This window comes from Paenibacillus sp. BSR1-1 (assembly GCF_030403775.1).
Taxonomy (GTDB): Bacteria; Bacillota; Bacilli; order Bacillales; family Cytobacillaceae; genus Neobacillus.
This window is the reverse complement of the sequence record NZ_JAQMWQ010000019.1, coordinates 45,515-62,403: the sequence shown is the minus strand read 5'-3', so window position 1 is coordinate 62,403 and position 16,889 is coordinate 45,515. Positions and strand designations below refer to the sequence as shown.

Annotated in this window: 15 protein-coding genes and 1 pseudogene; 11 read left to right on the top strand and 5 right to left on the bottom strand. The window is 37.9% G+C overall.

Going from position 1 to position 16,889, the window contains the following annotated elements; all coding sequences use genetic code 11:
* Positions 1-15 precede the first annotated feature (15 nt).
* From PH210_RS21850 to PH210_RS21825, 6 genes and pseudogenes are all read left to right on the top strand, one after another.
* Entirely contained in the window at positions 16-786 is a 771-nt protein-coding gene (locus PH210_RS21850; RefSeq protein WP_289988495.1) for an SDR family oxidoreductase, read from the top strand.
* A 55-nt stretch (positions 787-841) separates the two neighbouring features.
* Entirely contained in the window at positions 842-1,642 is an 801-nt protein-coding gene (gene larE, locus PH210_RS21845; RefSeq protein WP_289988494.1) for an ATP-dependent sacrificial sulfur transferase LarE, read from the top strand.
* A gap of 100 nt (positions 1,643-1,742) precedes the next feature.
* The gene (locus PH210_RS21840) at positions 1,743-3,215 is read left to right on the top strand and encodes a gluconokinase (RefSeq protein ID WP_289988493.1); all 1,473 of its coding nucleotides are present in this window, start codon (positions 1,743-1,745) and stop codon (positions 3,213-3,215) included.
* Positions 3,216-3,330: 115 nt separating this feature from the next.
* The gene (locus PH210_RS21835; protein ID WP_289988492.1) at positions 3,331-3,741 is read left to right on the top strand and encodes an AIR carboxylase family protein; all 411 of its coding nucleotides are present in this window, start codon (positions 3,331-3,333) and stop codon (positions 3,739-3,741) included.
* Positions 3,742-3,799: 58 nt separating this feature from the next.
* Positions 3,800-4,240, top strand: a pseudogene (gene larC2, locus PH210_RS21830) (nickel pincer cofactor biosynthesis protein LarC2); the annotation flags it as partial.
* Between the two features lie 224 nt (positions 4,241-4,464).
* Positions 4,465-5,820: a GntP family permease gene (locus PH210_RS21825; protein WP_289988490.1), complete on the top strand. Its 1,356-nt coding sequence runs from the start codon at positions 4,465-4,467 to the stop codon at positions 5,818-5,820.
* Positions 5,821-5,878: 58 nt separating this feature from the next.
* Here the strand turns inward: PH210_RS21825 and PH210_RS21820 are convergent, their stop codons facing one another.
* Positions 5,879-6,724 (bottom strand): MurR/RpiR family transcriptional regulator, encoded by an 846-nt coding sequence (locus tag PH210_RS21820; RefSeq protein ID WP_289988488.1) that lies wholly within the window; start codon positions 6,722-6,724, stop codon positions 5,879-5,881.
* A gap of 130 nt (positions 6,725-6,854) precedes the next feature.
* Between PH210_RS21820 and gntK the strand changes: the two genes are divergently transcribed.
* Positions 6,855-8,396, top strand: coding sequence for a gluconokinase (gene gntK / locus PH210_RS21815; RefSeq protein ID WP_289988487.1), 1,542 nt, complete (start codon positions 6,855-6,857; stop codon positions 8,394-8,396).
* Between the two features lie 710 nt (positions 8,397-9,106).
* Here gntK and PH210_RS21810 read toward each other — a convergent pair.
* From PH210_RS21810 to PH210_RS21800, 3 genes are all read right to left on the bottom strand, one after another.
* Positions 9,107-9,385, bottom strand: coding sequence for a hypothetical protein (locus PH210_RS21810; RefSeq protein WP_289988486.1), 279 nt, complete (start codon positions 9,383-9,385; stop codon positions 9,107-9,109).
* An 11-nt stretch (positions 9,386-9,396) separates the two neighbouring features.
* Positions 9,397-10,677, bottom strand: a complete 1,281-nt coding sequence (locus PH210_RS21805) for an ArsB/NhaD family transporter (RefSeq protein WP_289988484.1) — start codon at positions 10,675-10,677, stop codon at positions 9,397-9,399.
* 152 nt (positions 10,678-10,829) lie between these two features.
* The gene (locus PH210_RS21800; RefSeq protein WP_289988481.1) at positions 10,830-11,951 is read right to left on the bottom strand and encodes a metallophosphoesterase; all 1,122 of its coding nucleotides are present in this window, start codon (positions 11,949-11,951) and stop codon (positions 10,830-10,832) included.
* A 196-nt stretch (positions 11,952-12,147) separates the two neighbouring features.
* On the opposite strand from PH210_RS21800, the gene PH210_RS21795 reads away from it, so the two are divergent.
* Positions 12,148-12,468 (top strand): hypothetical protein, encoded by a 321-nt coding sequence (locus tag PH210_RS21795; RefSeq protein ID WP_289988478.1) that lies wholly within the window; start codon positions 12,148-12,150, stop codon positions 12,466-12,468.
* Between the two features lie 41 nt (positions 12,469-12,509).
* Here PH210_RS21795 and PH210_RS21790 read toward each other — a convergent pair whose 3' ends face one another.
* The gene (locus PH210_RS21790; protein WP_289988476.1) at positions 12,510-14,684 is read right to left on the bottom strand and encodes an MMPL family transporter; all 2,175 of its coding nucleotides are present in this window, start codon (positions 14,682-14,684) and stop codon (positions 12,510-12,512) included.
* A 199-nt stretch (positions 14,685-14,883) separates the two neighbouring features.
* Between PH210_RS21790 and deoR the strand changes: the two genes are divergently transcribed.
* The 3 genes from deoR to PH210_RS21775 all read left to right on the top strand — a co-directional run bounded on the left by deoR (position 14,884) and on the right by PH210_RS21775 (position 16,884).
* Positions 14,884-15,828, top strand: a complete 945-nt coding sequence (gene deoR, locus PH210_RS21785) for a DNA-binding transcriptional repressor DeoR (RefSeq protein WP_289988474.1) — start codon at positions 14,884-14,886, stop codon at positions 15,826-15,828.
* Positions 15,829-16,014: 186 nt separating this feature from the next.
* Positions 16,015-16,689 carry a deoxyribose-phosphate aldolase gene (deoC, locus tag PH210_RS21780; protein WP_289988472.1) on the top strand — a complete coding sequence of 225 codons (675 nt, stop codon included), beginning with the start codon at positions 16,015-16,017 and terminating at the stop codon, positions 16,687-16,689.
* Positions 16,690-16,713: 24 nt separating this feature from the next.
* The gene (locus tag PH210_RS21775; protein WP_289988470.1) at positions 16,714-16,884 is read left to right on the top strand and encodes a DUF1427 family protein; all 171 of its coding nucleotides are present in this window, start codon (positions 16,714-16,716) and stop codon (positions 16,882-16,884) included.
* The last annotated feature ends 5 nt before the right edge of the window (positions 16,885-16,889 follow it).

Sequence of the window (16,889 nt, the reverse complement as noted above, 5' to 3'; positions counted from 1 at the left end):
GGGGAGAGAAGAGACATGACAAATTTATTTGATTTAACAGGGAAAACCGCAGTAGCCATTGGGGGAAATGGTGTACTGGGTTCAGCAATGGCAAAAGGGTTGGCAGCACACGGTGCGAAAGTGGCAATTGTCGGGCGAAACCTTGAAAAAGCTGAAGAAGTAGTCAAAGAAATTGAACAAAATGGCGGAGAAGCCAAAGCATTTGCTGCGGATGTCAGCTCACAGGATTCATTAATTCAAGCAGCAAAAGAAATTGAACAATGGTCCGGCGGCTGGGACATTCTTTTAAATGCTCCTGGTACGAATAGTGCAACACCTTTCTTTGATCTTGGAATGGATGAATATGACAAAATTATGGATATAAACTTGAAGGGGATTATATTAACCTGTCAGATTTTTGCTAAAAGAATGATAGAGCAGGAAAGAAAGGGAAGTATCATTAATATTTCGTCTGTTTCTTCCACAACACCTCTTTCTAGAGTATTTACGTATTCCGTTTCCAAAGCGGGCCTTAACAGCGTTACACAGTTCTTAGCACGAGAATTTGCACCGAATGGAATTCGTGTGAATGCTATTATTCCAGGGTTCTTCCCAGCGGAACAAAACCGAAAAATCCTAGATAAAGAACGAATTGAATCGATCATGAGTCATACTCCAATGAATCGCTTTGGGGAAGCGGAGGAACTACAAGGGGCAACCGTTTGGCTTGCATCTGAAAAGGCTTCAAGCTTCGTAACAGGAGCCTTGATTCGAGTAGATGGCGGCTTTGGTAGCATGACAATATAATATCTCACATAATTATATATTAGTGATTGGCTCTAAAAAGATGGGAGAGGGGACAATGCAAACAGAGAAGTATAAAAACCTACAGTCAATTCTCCGTGAAATGGAATCAGTGGTGGTCGCATTCTCAGGAGGGGTGGACAGTACTTTTCTTTTAAAAGCAGCTGTGGAGACATTGGGCACGGACCGTGTTTTGGCTGTAACTGCAGATTCAGAAACGTATCCTTCAAGTGAACTGGAAGAGGCAAAAATACTTGCTGATAAAATAGGTGCTCAGCACCAGGTAATCGAAACATCAGAGTTAGCGATTCCTGGATATGCGGAGAACAATAAGAATCGATGCTATTTTTGTAAAAGCAGTCTATTTGACCATTTAATCCCGGTCATGGAAGAAAAGGGATTTCAGAATGTGATTTATGGCGTCATTGCTGATGATATGAATGAATTTAGACCAGGCATGCAGGCTGCAAAAGAAAAAGGAATCCGCGGACCACTGCAAGAAGCGAATCTTTTCAAAGAAGAAATACGAGAACTTTCACGAAATTTCGATTTACCAACATGGAATAAACCATCGTTTGCCTGTCTATCTTCAAGGATTGCATATGGTGAATATATTACTAAAGAAAAGTTAACAAAGGTTGAAAAAGCGGAAAGCTATTTAAAATCTTTACAAATTCGGCAGGTCCGGGTTCGAACTCATCAGGAGATTGCTAGAATTGAGGTAGAACCGGCCGACATGAAGATTGTTTTGATTAACCACGATTCTATAGTCAAAGAACTTCAAACCTATGGATATAAATATATTACTTTAGATTTAATTGGCTACCAAAGTGGCAGTATGAACAAAGTTTTATCCTAAACAGCTAAATGAAAAGGCTTTGGAATCCTCCAAGGCTTTTTCTTTTAACGATACTAAAAATAAAGATATACTATGTTTTATTTGAAAAGGAAGAGGAAGCATGTATAAAGAGTATGTAATGGGTATTGATTTTGGAACAACTAGCGTCAAAGCATGTGTATTCAATTTGACTGGAAAACTCATCGCCGATTCAGAAGAAATGATTACCTCTTATTATCCTAAGCCTGGATGGGTAGAGCAGGATCCAATAGAAATCGAAAGGTTAACAATTAAAGCGGTAAGAAATGCGATTAACAAAGCAGCCATTGAAAAAAATGAAATACTTTCCGTTGGATTTTCAGCGGCAATGCATTCACTCATATGTGTTGATGAAAATAAAAAGCCGATATCTCCAGCACTTATATGGGCAGATGGAAGAAGCTTTGATCAGGCTGAAAAAATATTGGAAAAAACCGGGAGCAAATATTATGCCAACACAGGCACGCCTATTCACCCGATGACACCATTCGTCAAGCTTTTATGGATGAATGAAACAAACTATGAACCCTATAATCTGGCAGCCTACTATATGTCAATTAAAGAGTTTGTGCTTCACACTTGGTTTAATCAGCGTGTGATTGACTATTCGATGGCTTCTGCAACAGGTTTATTTAATCCAGCGACACAAAGCTGGGATTCGGAATTATTAGGATTAACCGGTATAGACGAAAGACAGCTTTCGAACGTCGTTCCGCCGACTGCGATATTAACAGGAATCAACCCGAATATTGCGGAAGAAATTGGTCTCGATCCTAGTACACCTTTTGTTATTGGAGCTGCTGACGGACAATTAGCAAACCTTGGAATCGGTGCTATTCTTCCTGGGGAAGCAGCTGTTTCAGTGGGTACTAGCGGGGCAATTAGACAATTTACCAAAGGCGTTAAAATAAGTGAAAACCAAGAAACCTTTTGTTATTCCTTTACAGCGGACACTTCCATCATTGGCGGACCAACGAACAATGGCGGAATTGCCTTGCAATGGTTAAAAGATCTTCTGAATTACGAAGGAAGTTATGATGAATTCCTTGCAGAAGCAGGACGAGTTGCTCCTGGGGCCGATGGTATTATTTTTCTTCCTTATATAAATGGTGAAAGAGCGCCGATTTGGAATCAGCAGGCAAAAGGAAATTTTTATGGGGTTTCGATTACCCACAGTAAAGAACATTTTATTCGTGCCGTATTAGAAGGAATTACTTTTAATCTCTATCAAATTGGGAAAGCTTTAGAGAGATTAGCTGGCGAGCCGCAAAAAATCTATGTAAACGGCGGTTTATCCAGGTCTCCGATTTGGCTGCAAATGATGGCTGATGTATTTGAAGCTGAAATTTATGTTTCTGAAAGTCATCACAGTGCAGCATGGGGGGCAGCATGGACGGCATTAGTGGCCACTGGTAAAGCTGGTTCCTTCGAAGAGATTAAAAAGAATATCCCTATGGGAGAAGCGATTCTTCCAAATATAGAAAACAGTAAGATCTATAAAAAGGTTTACAAGAAATATGAGAAGCTGGCAGTAGATATCGCGAAGTATTTTTAATAATCATTATGATTCGGATTGGGGGGAATTTCATGCTTGAGGAAATTTTGGAGCAGGTTCAAAAGGTACCCTCAGCGTTGCAGAGGCAAAAGAGAAGCTAGCTACATTTGAGAATTTGGGCATTGCTAAAGTTGATCACCATCGAAAGAAACGACAGGGGTTCCCTGAAGTTGTTTTTGGCGAAGGACAAACGGCTGAGCAAATCGCCACCATTATTCAGGTACTAAAAGCACGAAATAATCAAGTTTTAGTAACAAGAATTTCCAAAGAAAAAGCAGAAGCGGTCCAGAAAACCTGTCCTGATTTTACTTATAACGAAATAGCACATATTCTATTTTGGAAGGATGAAGCACGCCCGGCAGGAAATACTCAGGGATACATTGCGGTGGTTGCTGCAGGAACATCTGATTTAAGAGTAGCCGAAGAAGCAGCCGTTACAGCTGAAGTCCTTGGGAGTAAAGTTCATCGGATATACGACGTAGGTGTTGCGGGCATTCACCTATGGAGCAGGAACAAAAACTTTTAAGGACAGGCCAAACGTACTTCGTGTCGTTATTGGAGAGGTAAAATGATTTCACTATCATGAACACCTTGATGATCAAATGGTCAAAATGGAAGTCAATCTCGATGATATTCCAGGTGAATGGCTGGGAAATGTAATGGACCTGCTATTCGAGGTCGGTGCAAATGATGTTTTTTATACTCCTATTTATATGAAAAAAAATCGGCCGGGCATTATGCTCCAATTGCTATGTTCATCTCAAAATGTAAATAGAATGAAAGAAATTTTATTTCATGAAAAGACCACACTTGGTATACGGTATTATCCTTTAACTGTTCATCGGCTAGTAAGAAAGTTTAGAAAAATTATGACTGAATGGGGAACGGTAACGGTAAAAGAGGGAATTTATCATGGACAGGTTGTGCAAAGTGCACCGGAATTTGAGGAATGCAAAACCATTTCAAGACTGCATAATGTACCATTAAAGAAAGTATATGAACAGGTTTGGAAAGCATTAAGCTAAGATAAACTGGATACGATTTATTAAATAAAGAATAAAAAAAGAGTTACTGCTCAGATTAATCATGACAGTAACTTTTTTTATTTCCTAATATTTCAATAAATATTTTTTTAAAAAACATATTGCATTAAGAAATTTTTTTTCATATAATCAATATCACATGAAAGTGCTTTCAGAAATATGCATGTAAAAATAAAACAAGTTAGTTTATATGGGGGGGTTCATCAATGTTATTAGTGATTGTATTTGCCGCAATTGTAGCGTTACTATTGTTAATTACAGTTGCAAAATTAAATCCGTTCGTCGCATTAATTATCACAGCGGTTGGAGTAGGGTTGGCAACGGGTATGCCTTTGGTTACAGATCCAGCAGCTCCAGATCATCCAGGAATTATTGATTCCATTAAAGCTGGTATGGGTAATACGTTAGGATTCCTTGCTATTGTCCTTGGTCTTGGTACAATGCTTGGTAAAATGATGGCAGAATCCGGCGGTGCCGAAAGAATTGCTCAAACGCTGATTAACCGTTTTGGTCAAAAGAATGTACACTGGGCCATGATGTTTGTTGGTTTTATCGTAGGTATTTCTGTATTCTTCCAGGTTGGTTTTGTGTTATTAATTCCATTAGCCTTTACGATTGCTCGTCAAACAGGTGTTTCTTTAGTTAAAATTGGGGTACCTTTGGTAGCTGGTCTTTCAGTAGTGCACGGTTTGGTTCCTCCGCATCCAGCAGCCATGGCCGCAGTAGGAATTTTTAAAGCAGATGTTGGTAAAACCATTCTTTATTCCATTATCGTTGGATTGCCAACTGCAATTCTCGCAGGTCCAGTATATGCAAACTGGATTGGAAAACGCATTCACAAGGATGTTCCAAAAGAATTAGCTGAACAAATGTCAGCTCCGAAGGATTTAAAAGAATTACCAAGCTTTTTCAATACAATTTTTACAGTTCTTCTTCCTGTTATTCTTATGCTTGTTGCATCTATTGCGGAAATCCAATTAGATAAAGCAAGCTTTGGTTATAAAGCACTTAAATTCTTGGGGGATCCAGTAGTTGCGTTATTAATTGCAACGGTTTTCTCTTTCTTTAGCCTTGGTTTCTCTCGTGGCATGAATCGTGAAAAAATCTTGAAATTTACGAATGACTGTTTAGCACCAACTGCTTCAATCCTATTAGTGATTGGTGCAGGCGGAGCATTTAATAAAGTATTACTTGATTCTGGTATCGGAACATACATCGCTGACTTAGCAAAAGAATCACATATGTCACCAATCCTTTTAGGCTGGGGAATTGCAGCGATGATCCGCGTTGCAACAGGATCTGCTACTGTATCTATGATGACAGCAGCTGGAATTGTTGCACCAATTGCAGCAGCTATGCCTGGTACCAGCGCTGAACTACTGGTATTAGCAACTGGAGCAGGGTCACTCATTCTTTCACACGTTAATGATGCGGGCTTCTGGATGTTCAAGGAGTACTTTGGAATGTCAGTAAAAGAAACATTAATGACATGGACTGCACTTGAAACAATCATAGCAACAGCAGCATTAGTGTTTATTCTCATCCTAAATGTATTTGTATAGCATCACGAGTTGTATAAAAAAGATGAACCCGCATTGGGTTCATCTTTTAAAGTTTTCATTATATACGCGTATCAGAAATGGCACCTCTAATTTTTTCAATGGCTGTTTTAGCTCTTTCTTTATTTAGGATCATCAAATTTACATAAAGGGCATCAATAAGGCTTAATTGGGCAATTCTCGAAGCAAGTGCTTCAGAGCGATATTCTGTCTCGTCTGAACTAGTATATAAGGCAACATCGACATTTTGGCTAATCGGTGACTTGGGGAAACTGGTAATTCCAATCGTCTTGGCACCGCTTTCAATTGCAGTGTTTAAAATATTAGTTGTATCTTTATTGGTTCCAGAATGGGAAATGACTACTGCGACATCATTCTTTGTTAACTGTGATGCAGACATGAGCTGAAAATGGGAATCTAAAAAAGCAAATGCTTTGATACCAGTTCGAATAAACTTGTGAAACGCATCCATGGCAATAAGTGCCGAGCCTCCCGTTCCATAAAACTCCACTTTGTCAGCAGAATGAAGCAATTCAACTGCTTTTCGGATGGAATCACTGTCCATGATTTGTAATGTATTTTCGAGGGTGCGAATATTGGATTGAAAGACCTTTTCCGAAATGGTTTTTTCGCTGTCATGTTCTGAAATTTTTTCGTGGATTTGCTGAATCGGCGTGATGATTTCTGAAGCAAGGGCAATTTTCAATGCTTGATAGCCTTTATAACCAATTCGTTTGCAAAAACGAAACACTGTGGCATCGGCAACGTTTAAATCTTCAGCTACCTCATTAATTGTGCAGTGAATAATTTTATCTGGATTATCTAAAATATAATTGGCAATTTTCTTTTCTTTATCGCTAAATCTTGCGTAATACGAACGTATTTTTCCAAGGCAGCTTTCTGTCATTACGGATTTCCTTTCTTAAGTCAGTAGATACTATCAGTATAACATAATAATAGCTGTGAAAAAATATTTCCCGCAAACGATTACAAAAGTAAAAAATATTAACTAGTTTCCTTTTTGGAGGTATGGATTTATGAATGAAAAATATGTTATTGGCGTTGATATCGGTACAACGAGTACAAAATCAGTTCTGTTCTCAAAAACCGGGAAAGTGATAGCGACTCATGGAATTGAATACCCTTTATTTTCGCCAACGCCAGCTACTGCGGAACAAGACCCTGAAGAAATTTTTCAAGCTGTGATTGATACTATAAAGACAGTCATTAAAAAAAGTGGAACTGCACCAAAAGATATCCTTTGTATATCGTTTAGTTCAGCAATGCACAGTGTAATTGCAGTAGATGAATCTGGTAAGCCTCTCACCAATTGTATTACATGGGCAGATAACCGAAGTGCAGAATGGGCGGAGAAATTATTAAACGAAATGAATGGGCATGAAATATATCTTCGAACTGGAACCCCTATTCATCCAATGTCCCCGCTTTCAAAGTTAATTTGGTTAAGGAATGAACAGGGAGACATTTTTAATCGTACATATAAATTTATTTCAATTAAAGAATATGTTTTTTATAAACTTTTTAAAGAATATGTAATCGATTATTCGATTGCATCAGCAACGGGGATGTTTAATTTAATTTCCTTGCAATGGGATGAAGAAGCACTAAGCGTTGCAGGGATTTCTTCTGACAAGTTATCAAAGCCGGTCTCCACTACCTTCAGTCTAACGGGTTTAAATGAAAGTTTTGCGGAAGAGATGACGATTCCGATAGACACTCCCTTTGTTGTCGGTGCAAGTGACGGAGTGTTGTCCAATTTAGGTGTAAACGCAATTGATCCAGGAGTTGTAGCCGTTACCATTGGAACGAGTGGAGCCATACGGGCTGTGACAAATAAACCAGTCACCGATCCAAAAGGAAGGATTTTCTGTTATGCACTGACCGAAAATCATTGGGTTATCGGGGGACCGGTTAATAATGGCGGCATGCTTTTTAGATGGGTTCGGGATCAACTTGGGTCCGCCGAAGTGGAAACCGCAAAACGTCTGGGGAAGGACCCTTATGAAGTGTTAACAGAGATTGCTTCACGCATCACACCTGGTTCGGACGGACTTTTATTTCATCCTTATTTTGCCGGAGAAAGGGCGCCAATTTGGGACGCGAATGCAAGAGGTTCGTTTTTCGGATTAGGATTGCATCATAAAAAAGAGCACTTAATTCGGGCTGTATTAGAAGGAGTTATTTTCAATTTGTATACAGTACTCTTGGCCTTAGAGGAATTAATCGGGGAACCGAAAAAAATTCAGGCCACTGGCGGATTTGCCCGGTCAGAGCTTTGGCGTCAAATGATGGCTGATATATTTAATCAAGAAGTAAGTATTCCTGAAAGCTTTGAAAGCTCATGTCTGGGTGCTGCCATATTAGGCTTATATAGTTTAGGAGAAGTAAATTCATTAAATGTGGTTTCAAAAATGGTCGGGGCAACAAATCATCATGAACCTGTTCCTGAAAATGTTGAAATTTATCAGGAATTAATCCCAATCTATATTCGCCTATCACGACTGTTAAAAGAAGAATACGCAAACATTTCAGCCTTCCAGAAAAAGTGGATTGGGTAATAATCAAACAAAAAAGGATGTCCATTTACTAGGACATCCTCAGGCTGTCGAAAAACTTTCGATAGCCTTTTATTTTTTTTTATATTCTTAAACAATTCACTGCGTTAATATATTTAATATTTTAATGGTTATAGGCTTTTCAACTAGTCTGTTGATTTGCGCTCCAGGCGCTTCGCTTCCCGCGGGCGTGCCGGGGAGCCTCCTCGACGCTGAAGCGTCTGCGGGGTCTCCCCAGCCCCGTACTCCCGCAGGAGTCTTCGCGCCTTACGCTCCAATCAACAGGTGTTTTCAATAAGAACATCAAATCACAGTAAATAATAAAGAATGTTTAAGCCAAAGAGTTTTTTCAAAGTTAATGTAAATTTGTTTCTATTGATGATTTTGTTCCAGATGACCACCTTCTTCGTTTTATCAAAAAATAAATTGACATCACGTTTCTTCTTGAAAAAGTGTGTTCCAATACATTAGGTTGATTTGCCCCCTGTTGATTGGAGCGGAGGGCACTCGACTCCTGCGGTATCGAGAGGTCACTGGAGACCCCGCAGGCGCAAAAGCGCCGAGGAGGCTCCAGGACCTCCCCGCGGAAAGCCAGTGCCCGGAGCGGAAATCAACAGGTCATTTAGCAGGTACGTTCAAATAAAAAATTGCCGAGAAAATTCCCTTTCTCGACAATCAAAGGATGTCCATCTTATTAGGACATCCTCTTTCTGTTATACCCATTTAATTTCCGTCAATAACTGCTGTCTGAATAGTTGAATGAAAAATTCATTGTAGAAGTCTTGTCTTACAATAATTTGATATTTATTATTTGGATGAATGTAAAAGTAGATATCTGAAATAACGTCATTTTCATCAAAAAACTCCCGAACTTTTTTTAGGTTTTTCTTTAGCTGACTGTCAAATAGAGTAATGGAGATTTCAATATCATCCCCGTTTACCGTTTCCGTTATCTCAAGTAATTGCTCATTATAATTATATTCAGTCTTCATTCCAATTCCTCCTATATTAAATATCTCAAGTAAATATAAATAGTACAGATTATGATAGAAAGAATCATTAATGGAAAAGCAATGATCAGAAATTTGCCAAAAGTTATGTTATATCCTTCTTTTGCTGCAAGACCAGCGACAATGACATTAGCACTGGCCCCTATTAAAGTTCCGTTTCCGCCTAAGCAGGCTCCAAGAGACAAGCTCCACCACAGCGGCTCTAAATTTTGGACACCGAGGTCACCCATATCTTTAATCATTGGAATCATCGTCGCCACAAATGGGATATTATCAATAAAGGCAGAGGCAATTGCACTCACCCAAAGAATTAAAATGGAAGTAGAGGTAACATCTCCTCCCGTTAAATGAACCGAATAATCCGCTAATAACGATATCACACCTGTCTCAATCAATCCGGATACAAGAACGAAAAGACCGATAAAGAAAAAGATGGTCGTCCATTCTACCTTGCCAAATGCTTTATCTAAGTAACTTTCCCCTGTTAATAAAAGTAAAAGAAAAGCTCCTGCTAAAGCTACTGTCGCAGATTCTATATGAAAAAGCTGATGCAGAAAGAATCCAAAAATGGTTAATGTTAGGGCAATTAACGACTTTATTAAAAGAGCTTTGTCTGTAATTTCTTCCTTTTCATCCAAATCCATCAGGTTCGATTTTAATTCAACAGACGTTTTAAGCTCCTTGCGGTAAATGAAAGCTAAAATTCCGATATTCACAAATAAAATGAAAAAAGTAATAGCTGTTAAATTGTTGATAAACGCCATAAATGTCAGCTCTTTTACAGCGCTTCCAAGCATAATATTCGGCGGGTCTCCAATCAGGGTCGAAGTTCCGCCAATATTGGAAGCGATTACTTCGGTGATCAAAAAAGGAATCGGATTTACCCGCAATTGTCTGGTGATACTGAAAGTTACAGGTACCATCAATAGAACGGTGGTAACGTTATCTAAAAAGGCTGAACCTAAAGCCGTAATGACCCCTAGGACAAGCAGTATTTTTAACGGGTCACCCTTTACTTTTTTTGCAGACCAAATCGCTATGTATTTAAAAAGTCCCGTTTCAGAGGTTATTGCGACAATAATCATCATCCCAGTTAGTAACCCGAGCGTATTAAAATCAATATGATGGAGGGCCTTTTCCTGACCGACGATTCCTAGAAGGATCATCATGATGGCGCCGGCCATTGCAATAATGGTTCGGTGAATTTTTTCTGTGACGATAAAGGCATATGTAATAAGAAATACGCCCAATGCAATGTATGCTTGTGTTGACATGTTTTTCCTCATCCCCCTTATTTTTATACGTGTTTAAAAAAATGCAAAAAGGAGCCTGCTTTGACAGACTCCACCAAAATTACACCATATATATTAACTTAATATTATTAAAATATAACTGGGATGTAAAGTAAGACCTTTTGGGAAGGCTGCTACAACCCTAATTTTCTAATAAAATCTACCGTTTCCTGATGCTCTGGTCTTATAATTTTATATAAATTTTTATCATTTTTTACAAGCGCCTTCCCATCCTCATTACTAATAGCCCTGGTGGTGGAGGTCCCTTTTAAAACCGTCCACTTCCCAGCTGTTTTCCTGATTTTTAAATCGATTATACCAAGACGGTTTCCGAAAGCACCAGCCATTACAACGGGTTTTCGATTGATAATGCCCATTTCTATATCTGTGTTGGGAAGGTGTTGAAATACAGGGCCAGGGAAAACACTGTGTGAGTGGCCGGCTAGTATAGCATCTATTTCCGGCAATTGTGTTAAATAATAGACAGCATTTTCTGTATCGGGATTATATGGCTCACTGCTGATACCAGTGTGAGCTAGGGCAATTATTATATCTGCTCCTTCGGCCTTAATAATCGGAATAAATTCCTTTGCTGCATCAACAATCGGTTTTGCATAGACCTTTCCCTCTAAATTTGCTTTATCCCATTTCATAATCTGGGTGGGCATGAAGGCGATAACCCCTACGTTCAATGAGTACTTATTTCCACTTTGGTCGACAACAGTCTTTTTTAAAATTGTATATGGTGTAAAATATGGCTTGTTGTTTTTTACCGAAAAAACATTCGCATTTAAAACAGGCATTTTGGCCCCTTTTATCGCTGAGTTTAAAAACTTTAGACCGTAATTAAATTCATGATTTCCAATGGCAACTGCGTCATAATCTAAATAATTAAAGGCACGGTAGACTGGATGCGTTTTACCTTTATTAATCCCCCTGATTCTTGCGAGATACTCACCAAGTGGATTGCCTTTTAGATGGTCCCCATCATCAAATAATAATGAATTTTTAACCTCGCCTCTTGCTTCTTGAATAAGGGTAGCGGTTTTAACAAGGCCAATCCTGTTATCCACTTTTGTTTGATAGTAATCATAATTGACCAATGAAGCATGTAAATCGGTTGTTTCTAAGATTCGCAAATCGATTATTCCGTTATTATTTTGGTTAACCTCTTCAGCATAAGTGCTTAAAGGGTAAATATAACAATAAAGAAGAATGAACGTGATTAGTAGGAAAGGAACCTTTTTTCTAGGCATATTGTACCTCCTGCATCATTTTTCTACTGTTATTATTTTGCCTAAAACGGTTGTTAATACCTTTTAAAGGGAGTAATGAAAATGGACAGAAATTTGTCAAAAACATTTGAATAAAAAACGAATTAAAGAGATTTCAAACATTAGGGAAGTGAAAATGATTTATAATGAAGTCATAAAAAAGTGGAGGTAAGAAAAAATGAACATTACAACCATTATTGAATTAGAAAACCAGGAAGTCGAAAATATCACAGGTGCAAAATTAGTGTTTACTCAAGAACAAATTGATGAAAATATTATCGAAACATGTGTAGATTACTTACAAATGGAGGATTCAGAAGGAACGATTACCACAGAAGAGGCGATGAAGCAAGTATTTGAACAATTGCAGCAAAGGGGAGTCATTCCAGTAAATGTTGAGGATTTTTCATATGAAATGCCATCCTGTGAACGTTTAAAAAGAAAAACTGATAGTGAGACAGATTTACCACAAAAAGTTATCCTTTCATTTATGTCCTAAATGAAGTCCTAGATAAATGGGGAAAAGCCAACCTTGAAAAGTCAGGCTGGCTTTTTTCGTTTCTCCAATTGATTTTTGTTTTTGATTCCAAAGAACCACCAGTTCCAGTCACCGAGAAGCTTCATTAAGGCCGGAACAAGAACCATCCTGACAATGGTCGCATCGATAAAAATGGCTGTAGCAATTCCAACACCCAATTGCTTGATTGGCATGACTCCTGTAAAGGCGAAGGCACCAGTTACAACAATCATGATAGCCGCTGCTGACGTAATAATCTTGCTTGTATAGGTTAAGCCATAGATTGTCGCCTCGCTGTTATTACCTGTTTCTAGATAAAACTCCTGAATTCTCGAGATAAGAAAGACCTCATAATCCATCGAAAGCCCAAAGACAAGAGTAAAAACAAATACTGGCAATATTAAGGCAATATTTGCAGGTGTCATACCTAAATGGCCTTCTTGAAATATCCAAACGACAATGCCAAAGGTGCAGCCAAGGCTTAATATATTCATTAAGATTGCTTTTATTGGAATAAGAATTGATCGAAATGCCGCCATCAAAATCACAAGTGTGGAAATAACAATTAAAAGTAATCCATAAGGTGCTTTTTTATAAATTTCCGTAAAAATTTCTTGTTCAAATTTTATTGGTCCTCCAAAAGAAGCTTTCAAGCCTAAATCTTTTGTTGACCATTTTTCAACCCAAGCTCGCGCTTTAGAAGAATGCTCACTTGTTTTTAAATAAACCTCAAAAAGCATCTTATTATCTTTTATAAAATAGTCTATTATCGGTGCAACTTTAGATTTGTCCCCAGTGGTTAAAAACTGAAGGAGCTGGTCTGAATCGTTTATTCCTGTTACTGAAAAAGGTGAATTAACAGTATTAACAAGAGGATCCTCCTCAAGTCGATTTATTATATGACCAATTTTATTAAAATTGTTTTTTTCAAAGATTTTTCCTTTCGTGGTTAAGACGATGGTTACTTTTTTCTCGTCTCGTTTCTCCTTAGCGATAAATTGATGCTTGAAGGTTTCTAATGCTACTCTTGAAGGATATTTCGCCGGCAATGAATCTGTCCCAGGGATGGTTAAGATCATCTGTTTAACTGGAATAAGGCCGGCAAGAAGAATTGAAAATGCTGTAATCGACATGAGAACAGGACGCCGCATCACAAATTTAGCGAACTTATACCATAAACTAGTTTGTTTATCTGTAACAGGCAGTAAACTTAATTTATTTACCTTTTTCCCTAGTATAGACAAAATGGCAGGGAGAAAGGTTAAAGCGCACAGAGCAGATAAAAATACAACCGTCATTCCGCCCAAGGCAACATTTTGAAAAATATCTATCTTGATAAACCAAAGCCCTGATAAACCAATAAACACACAAAGTCCTGAAAAGATAATCGAACGGCCGGCGGTTTCCACTGTTATCTCAATTGCTTCTTGAATTGGTTTCGTATCGATTTCCTCTTTAAAGCGGTTTATAAATAATAATGCAAAATCAATGCTTAAAGCAAGACCAATCATCGGGACAATATTTAAAATAAAAATAGTTAAATCAGCACCATAGCTAAAAAAGTAAACAGTTCCCATAGTTGTTAAGATGGAAACCACGCCAATAACAAGCGGGAGTGAGGCAGCCACAATACCGCCAAAAGCTAGAATAAGTACAATGAGAGCAATTGGCAGGCCAATCATTTCAGCTTTTGCGAGATCTTCCTGGCTAGCGGCATTTAAGTCTTTGACGATTACGGGTTCACCGGTTATGGTAACCTTTAAGCCGTTTTTATTTTTTAGGAACTTTTTTAATTCATCAATCTCAGTACCAAGGCTTTCGGGTTTTTTATTAAAAGTGAGCAGCCCATAGGCATAGTTTCCCTTTAGCATCCCATCACGCTCAAAAGGAGTTGTAGCCTTATGTGCACCATCAAAATTTCTCAATTTATCAAATGTATTTTGAATAAAGTCATGAAATTTCTTTTCACTTATTTGTTTTTCTTTTTCAAAAACTAAAATAAGCGATGATTTGGGCTGACCAAAGTCCTGCTCTAAAATCCTCCTTGTTTCACTGTATTCCCCTTTAAATTCAAAGCCGTTTCCACTTAAAACTGATGGCAGTTGTAATGCAAAAAATCCAAAAAAGATAATGATTGCTATCCATAGTCCTAAAATCAATTTTCGCATTTGGTAAATGTATCCGCCAAATTTTTTCATCGTTTCACTCCCTATTCGCAGGAAAACAGTTGGTTAATAAATTTTCCCCTTATATCAATTTGAAAATTCACTGTTTAAATTAACTCCTATGCCGTTAATAATTAGAATATGTTCATATCGATTTTTACAAATGTAAAATTATTATGACTATGCTCGTTTTTTTGATACAATATAGAAAAAATCTTTTTAGGTGGGACCTATGGATCGAGAAAAATTAAGTAAGGTGATTGAAGCAGCCAAGTTATATTATTTACTGGATTATAATCAAAATGAGATAGCCAAAGTTTTAGGGGTCTCCCGCCCGACAGTATCCAGGTTATTACAACAAGCAAAAAGTGATGGTATCGTTCAGATCAGCATCATGGACCCTACAGAAAATGTTGAAAATTTGTCACATCAATTAGAAGAAAAATTTAATTTGAAAAAAGCCATTGTCGCATCGATTCCGCAATATGAAAACCACATCATTAAAAACTATCTTGGCGAAAAAGCAGCCCAATTTCTTGATGAAATTGTGAAGGATAATGACATTATCGGTGTAACATGGGGAACAACCCTTTACCATATCGCAATAGAGCTGAAACAGAAGTTTGTTAAAGATGTAAAAGTTGTTCAGCTAAAAGGCGGAGTCAGCCATGCCGAAACGAATACGTATGCCTCAGAAATTTTATATCTTTTTGGTAAAGCCTATAATACGACGCCGCACAACCTTCCACTTCCTGCTATTGTGGATCATGTGGTGGTAAGGCAGGCAATGGAGGCAGATCGGCATATTCGTAAAATTCTTGAACTTGGCAGGCAGGCGAACATTGCCCTGTTTACCATTGGCCCAATAAAAACTGATTCATTACTATTTCAGTTGGGCTATTTTACCGACAGTGACTTGGAATCATTGTATGGAACTGCAGTCGGCGATATTTGCTCTCGTTTCTTCGATAATGATGGGAGGATCTGCAACGAAAGCCTGAATCAAAGAACCTTAGGAGTCAATTTAAATGATCTAAGGGCGAAAGAGCATTCTATTCTTGTCGCTGGTGGGCCAAACAAAATTGATGGTATATACGGTGCTTTAAAAGGCGGTTATGCAAATGTTCTTGTAACTGATCAATTTACGGCTCAATTTTTACTTGATAAAAAGGAATAATAGCTCAAAGAAAACAGCCTTGGAGCTGTTTTTTTGTCTTTTATGTGAATATACATAAATAAAATTTACATTTGTTCATAAAAGTATTTACAAATGTTCAGTGTCTTTGCTATAGTAACAGTGTGATAATTAAACCTTTAATATTTAAATATAAATGTCTTTAAAAATCGAGGAGGAATTCCAATCATGACTCAAAATATTGTAAATATGATTGATCATACATTATTAAAAGCAGACGCTACGAAAGAAGAAATCATACTATTAGCAGAAGAAGCTAAAAAGTATTCTTTTGCTTCAGTTTGTGTCAATCCTACTTGGGTAAGTACGGCAGCTAAAATTCTTGCGGATAAACCTGAAGTGAAGGTATGTACCGTTATCGGTTTCCCGCTTGGAGCTTCAACACCTGAGACAAAAGCATTTGAAACCTTAAATGCCATTGAAAACGGCGCAGATGAAATTGATATGGTCATAAATATTGCAGCTCTTAAAGATAAACAAGATGTTTTAGTGGAAAAAGATATTCGTGCAGTTGTAGAAGCTGCAAAAGGAAAAGCTTTAGTTAAAGTTATTATTGAGACATGTTTATTAACGAATGAGGAAAAAATAAGAGCATGTGAAATATCCGTTAAAGCAGGTGCAGACTTTGTTAAAACATCTACTGGTTTTTCAACAGGAGGCGCAACGGTTGAGGATATTCGCTTAATGCGTGAAACAGTTGGTCCTGAAATTGGTGTAAAAGCTTCCGGCGGAGTTCGCAGCCGTGAAGATGCACTGGCAATGGTGGAGGCAGGAGCTACTCGTATTGGCGCAAGTTCTGGAGTATCAATTGCCAAAGGTGAACTTTCTTATAGTAATTACTAATAATTAATGTGAGGGCATAAAAACATGAGAGATGTATTAATGGCGTTAATAGCTGGCTTAGTTGTTGGAATGCTGTTTAAGTTTTTAAAACTGCCATTACCCGCACCCCCAGTATTCTCCGCAGTCGTTGGTGTTTTCGGCGTATACTTTGGCGGTGTAATACTTGAATGGATTACTAAATTAGTTCAACATTAATATTC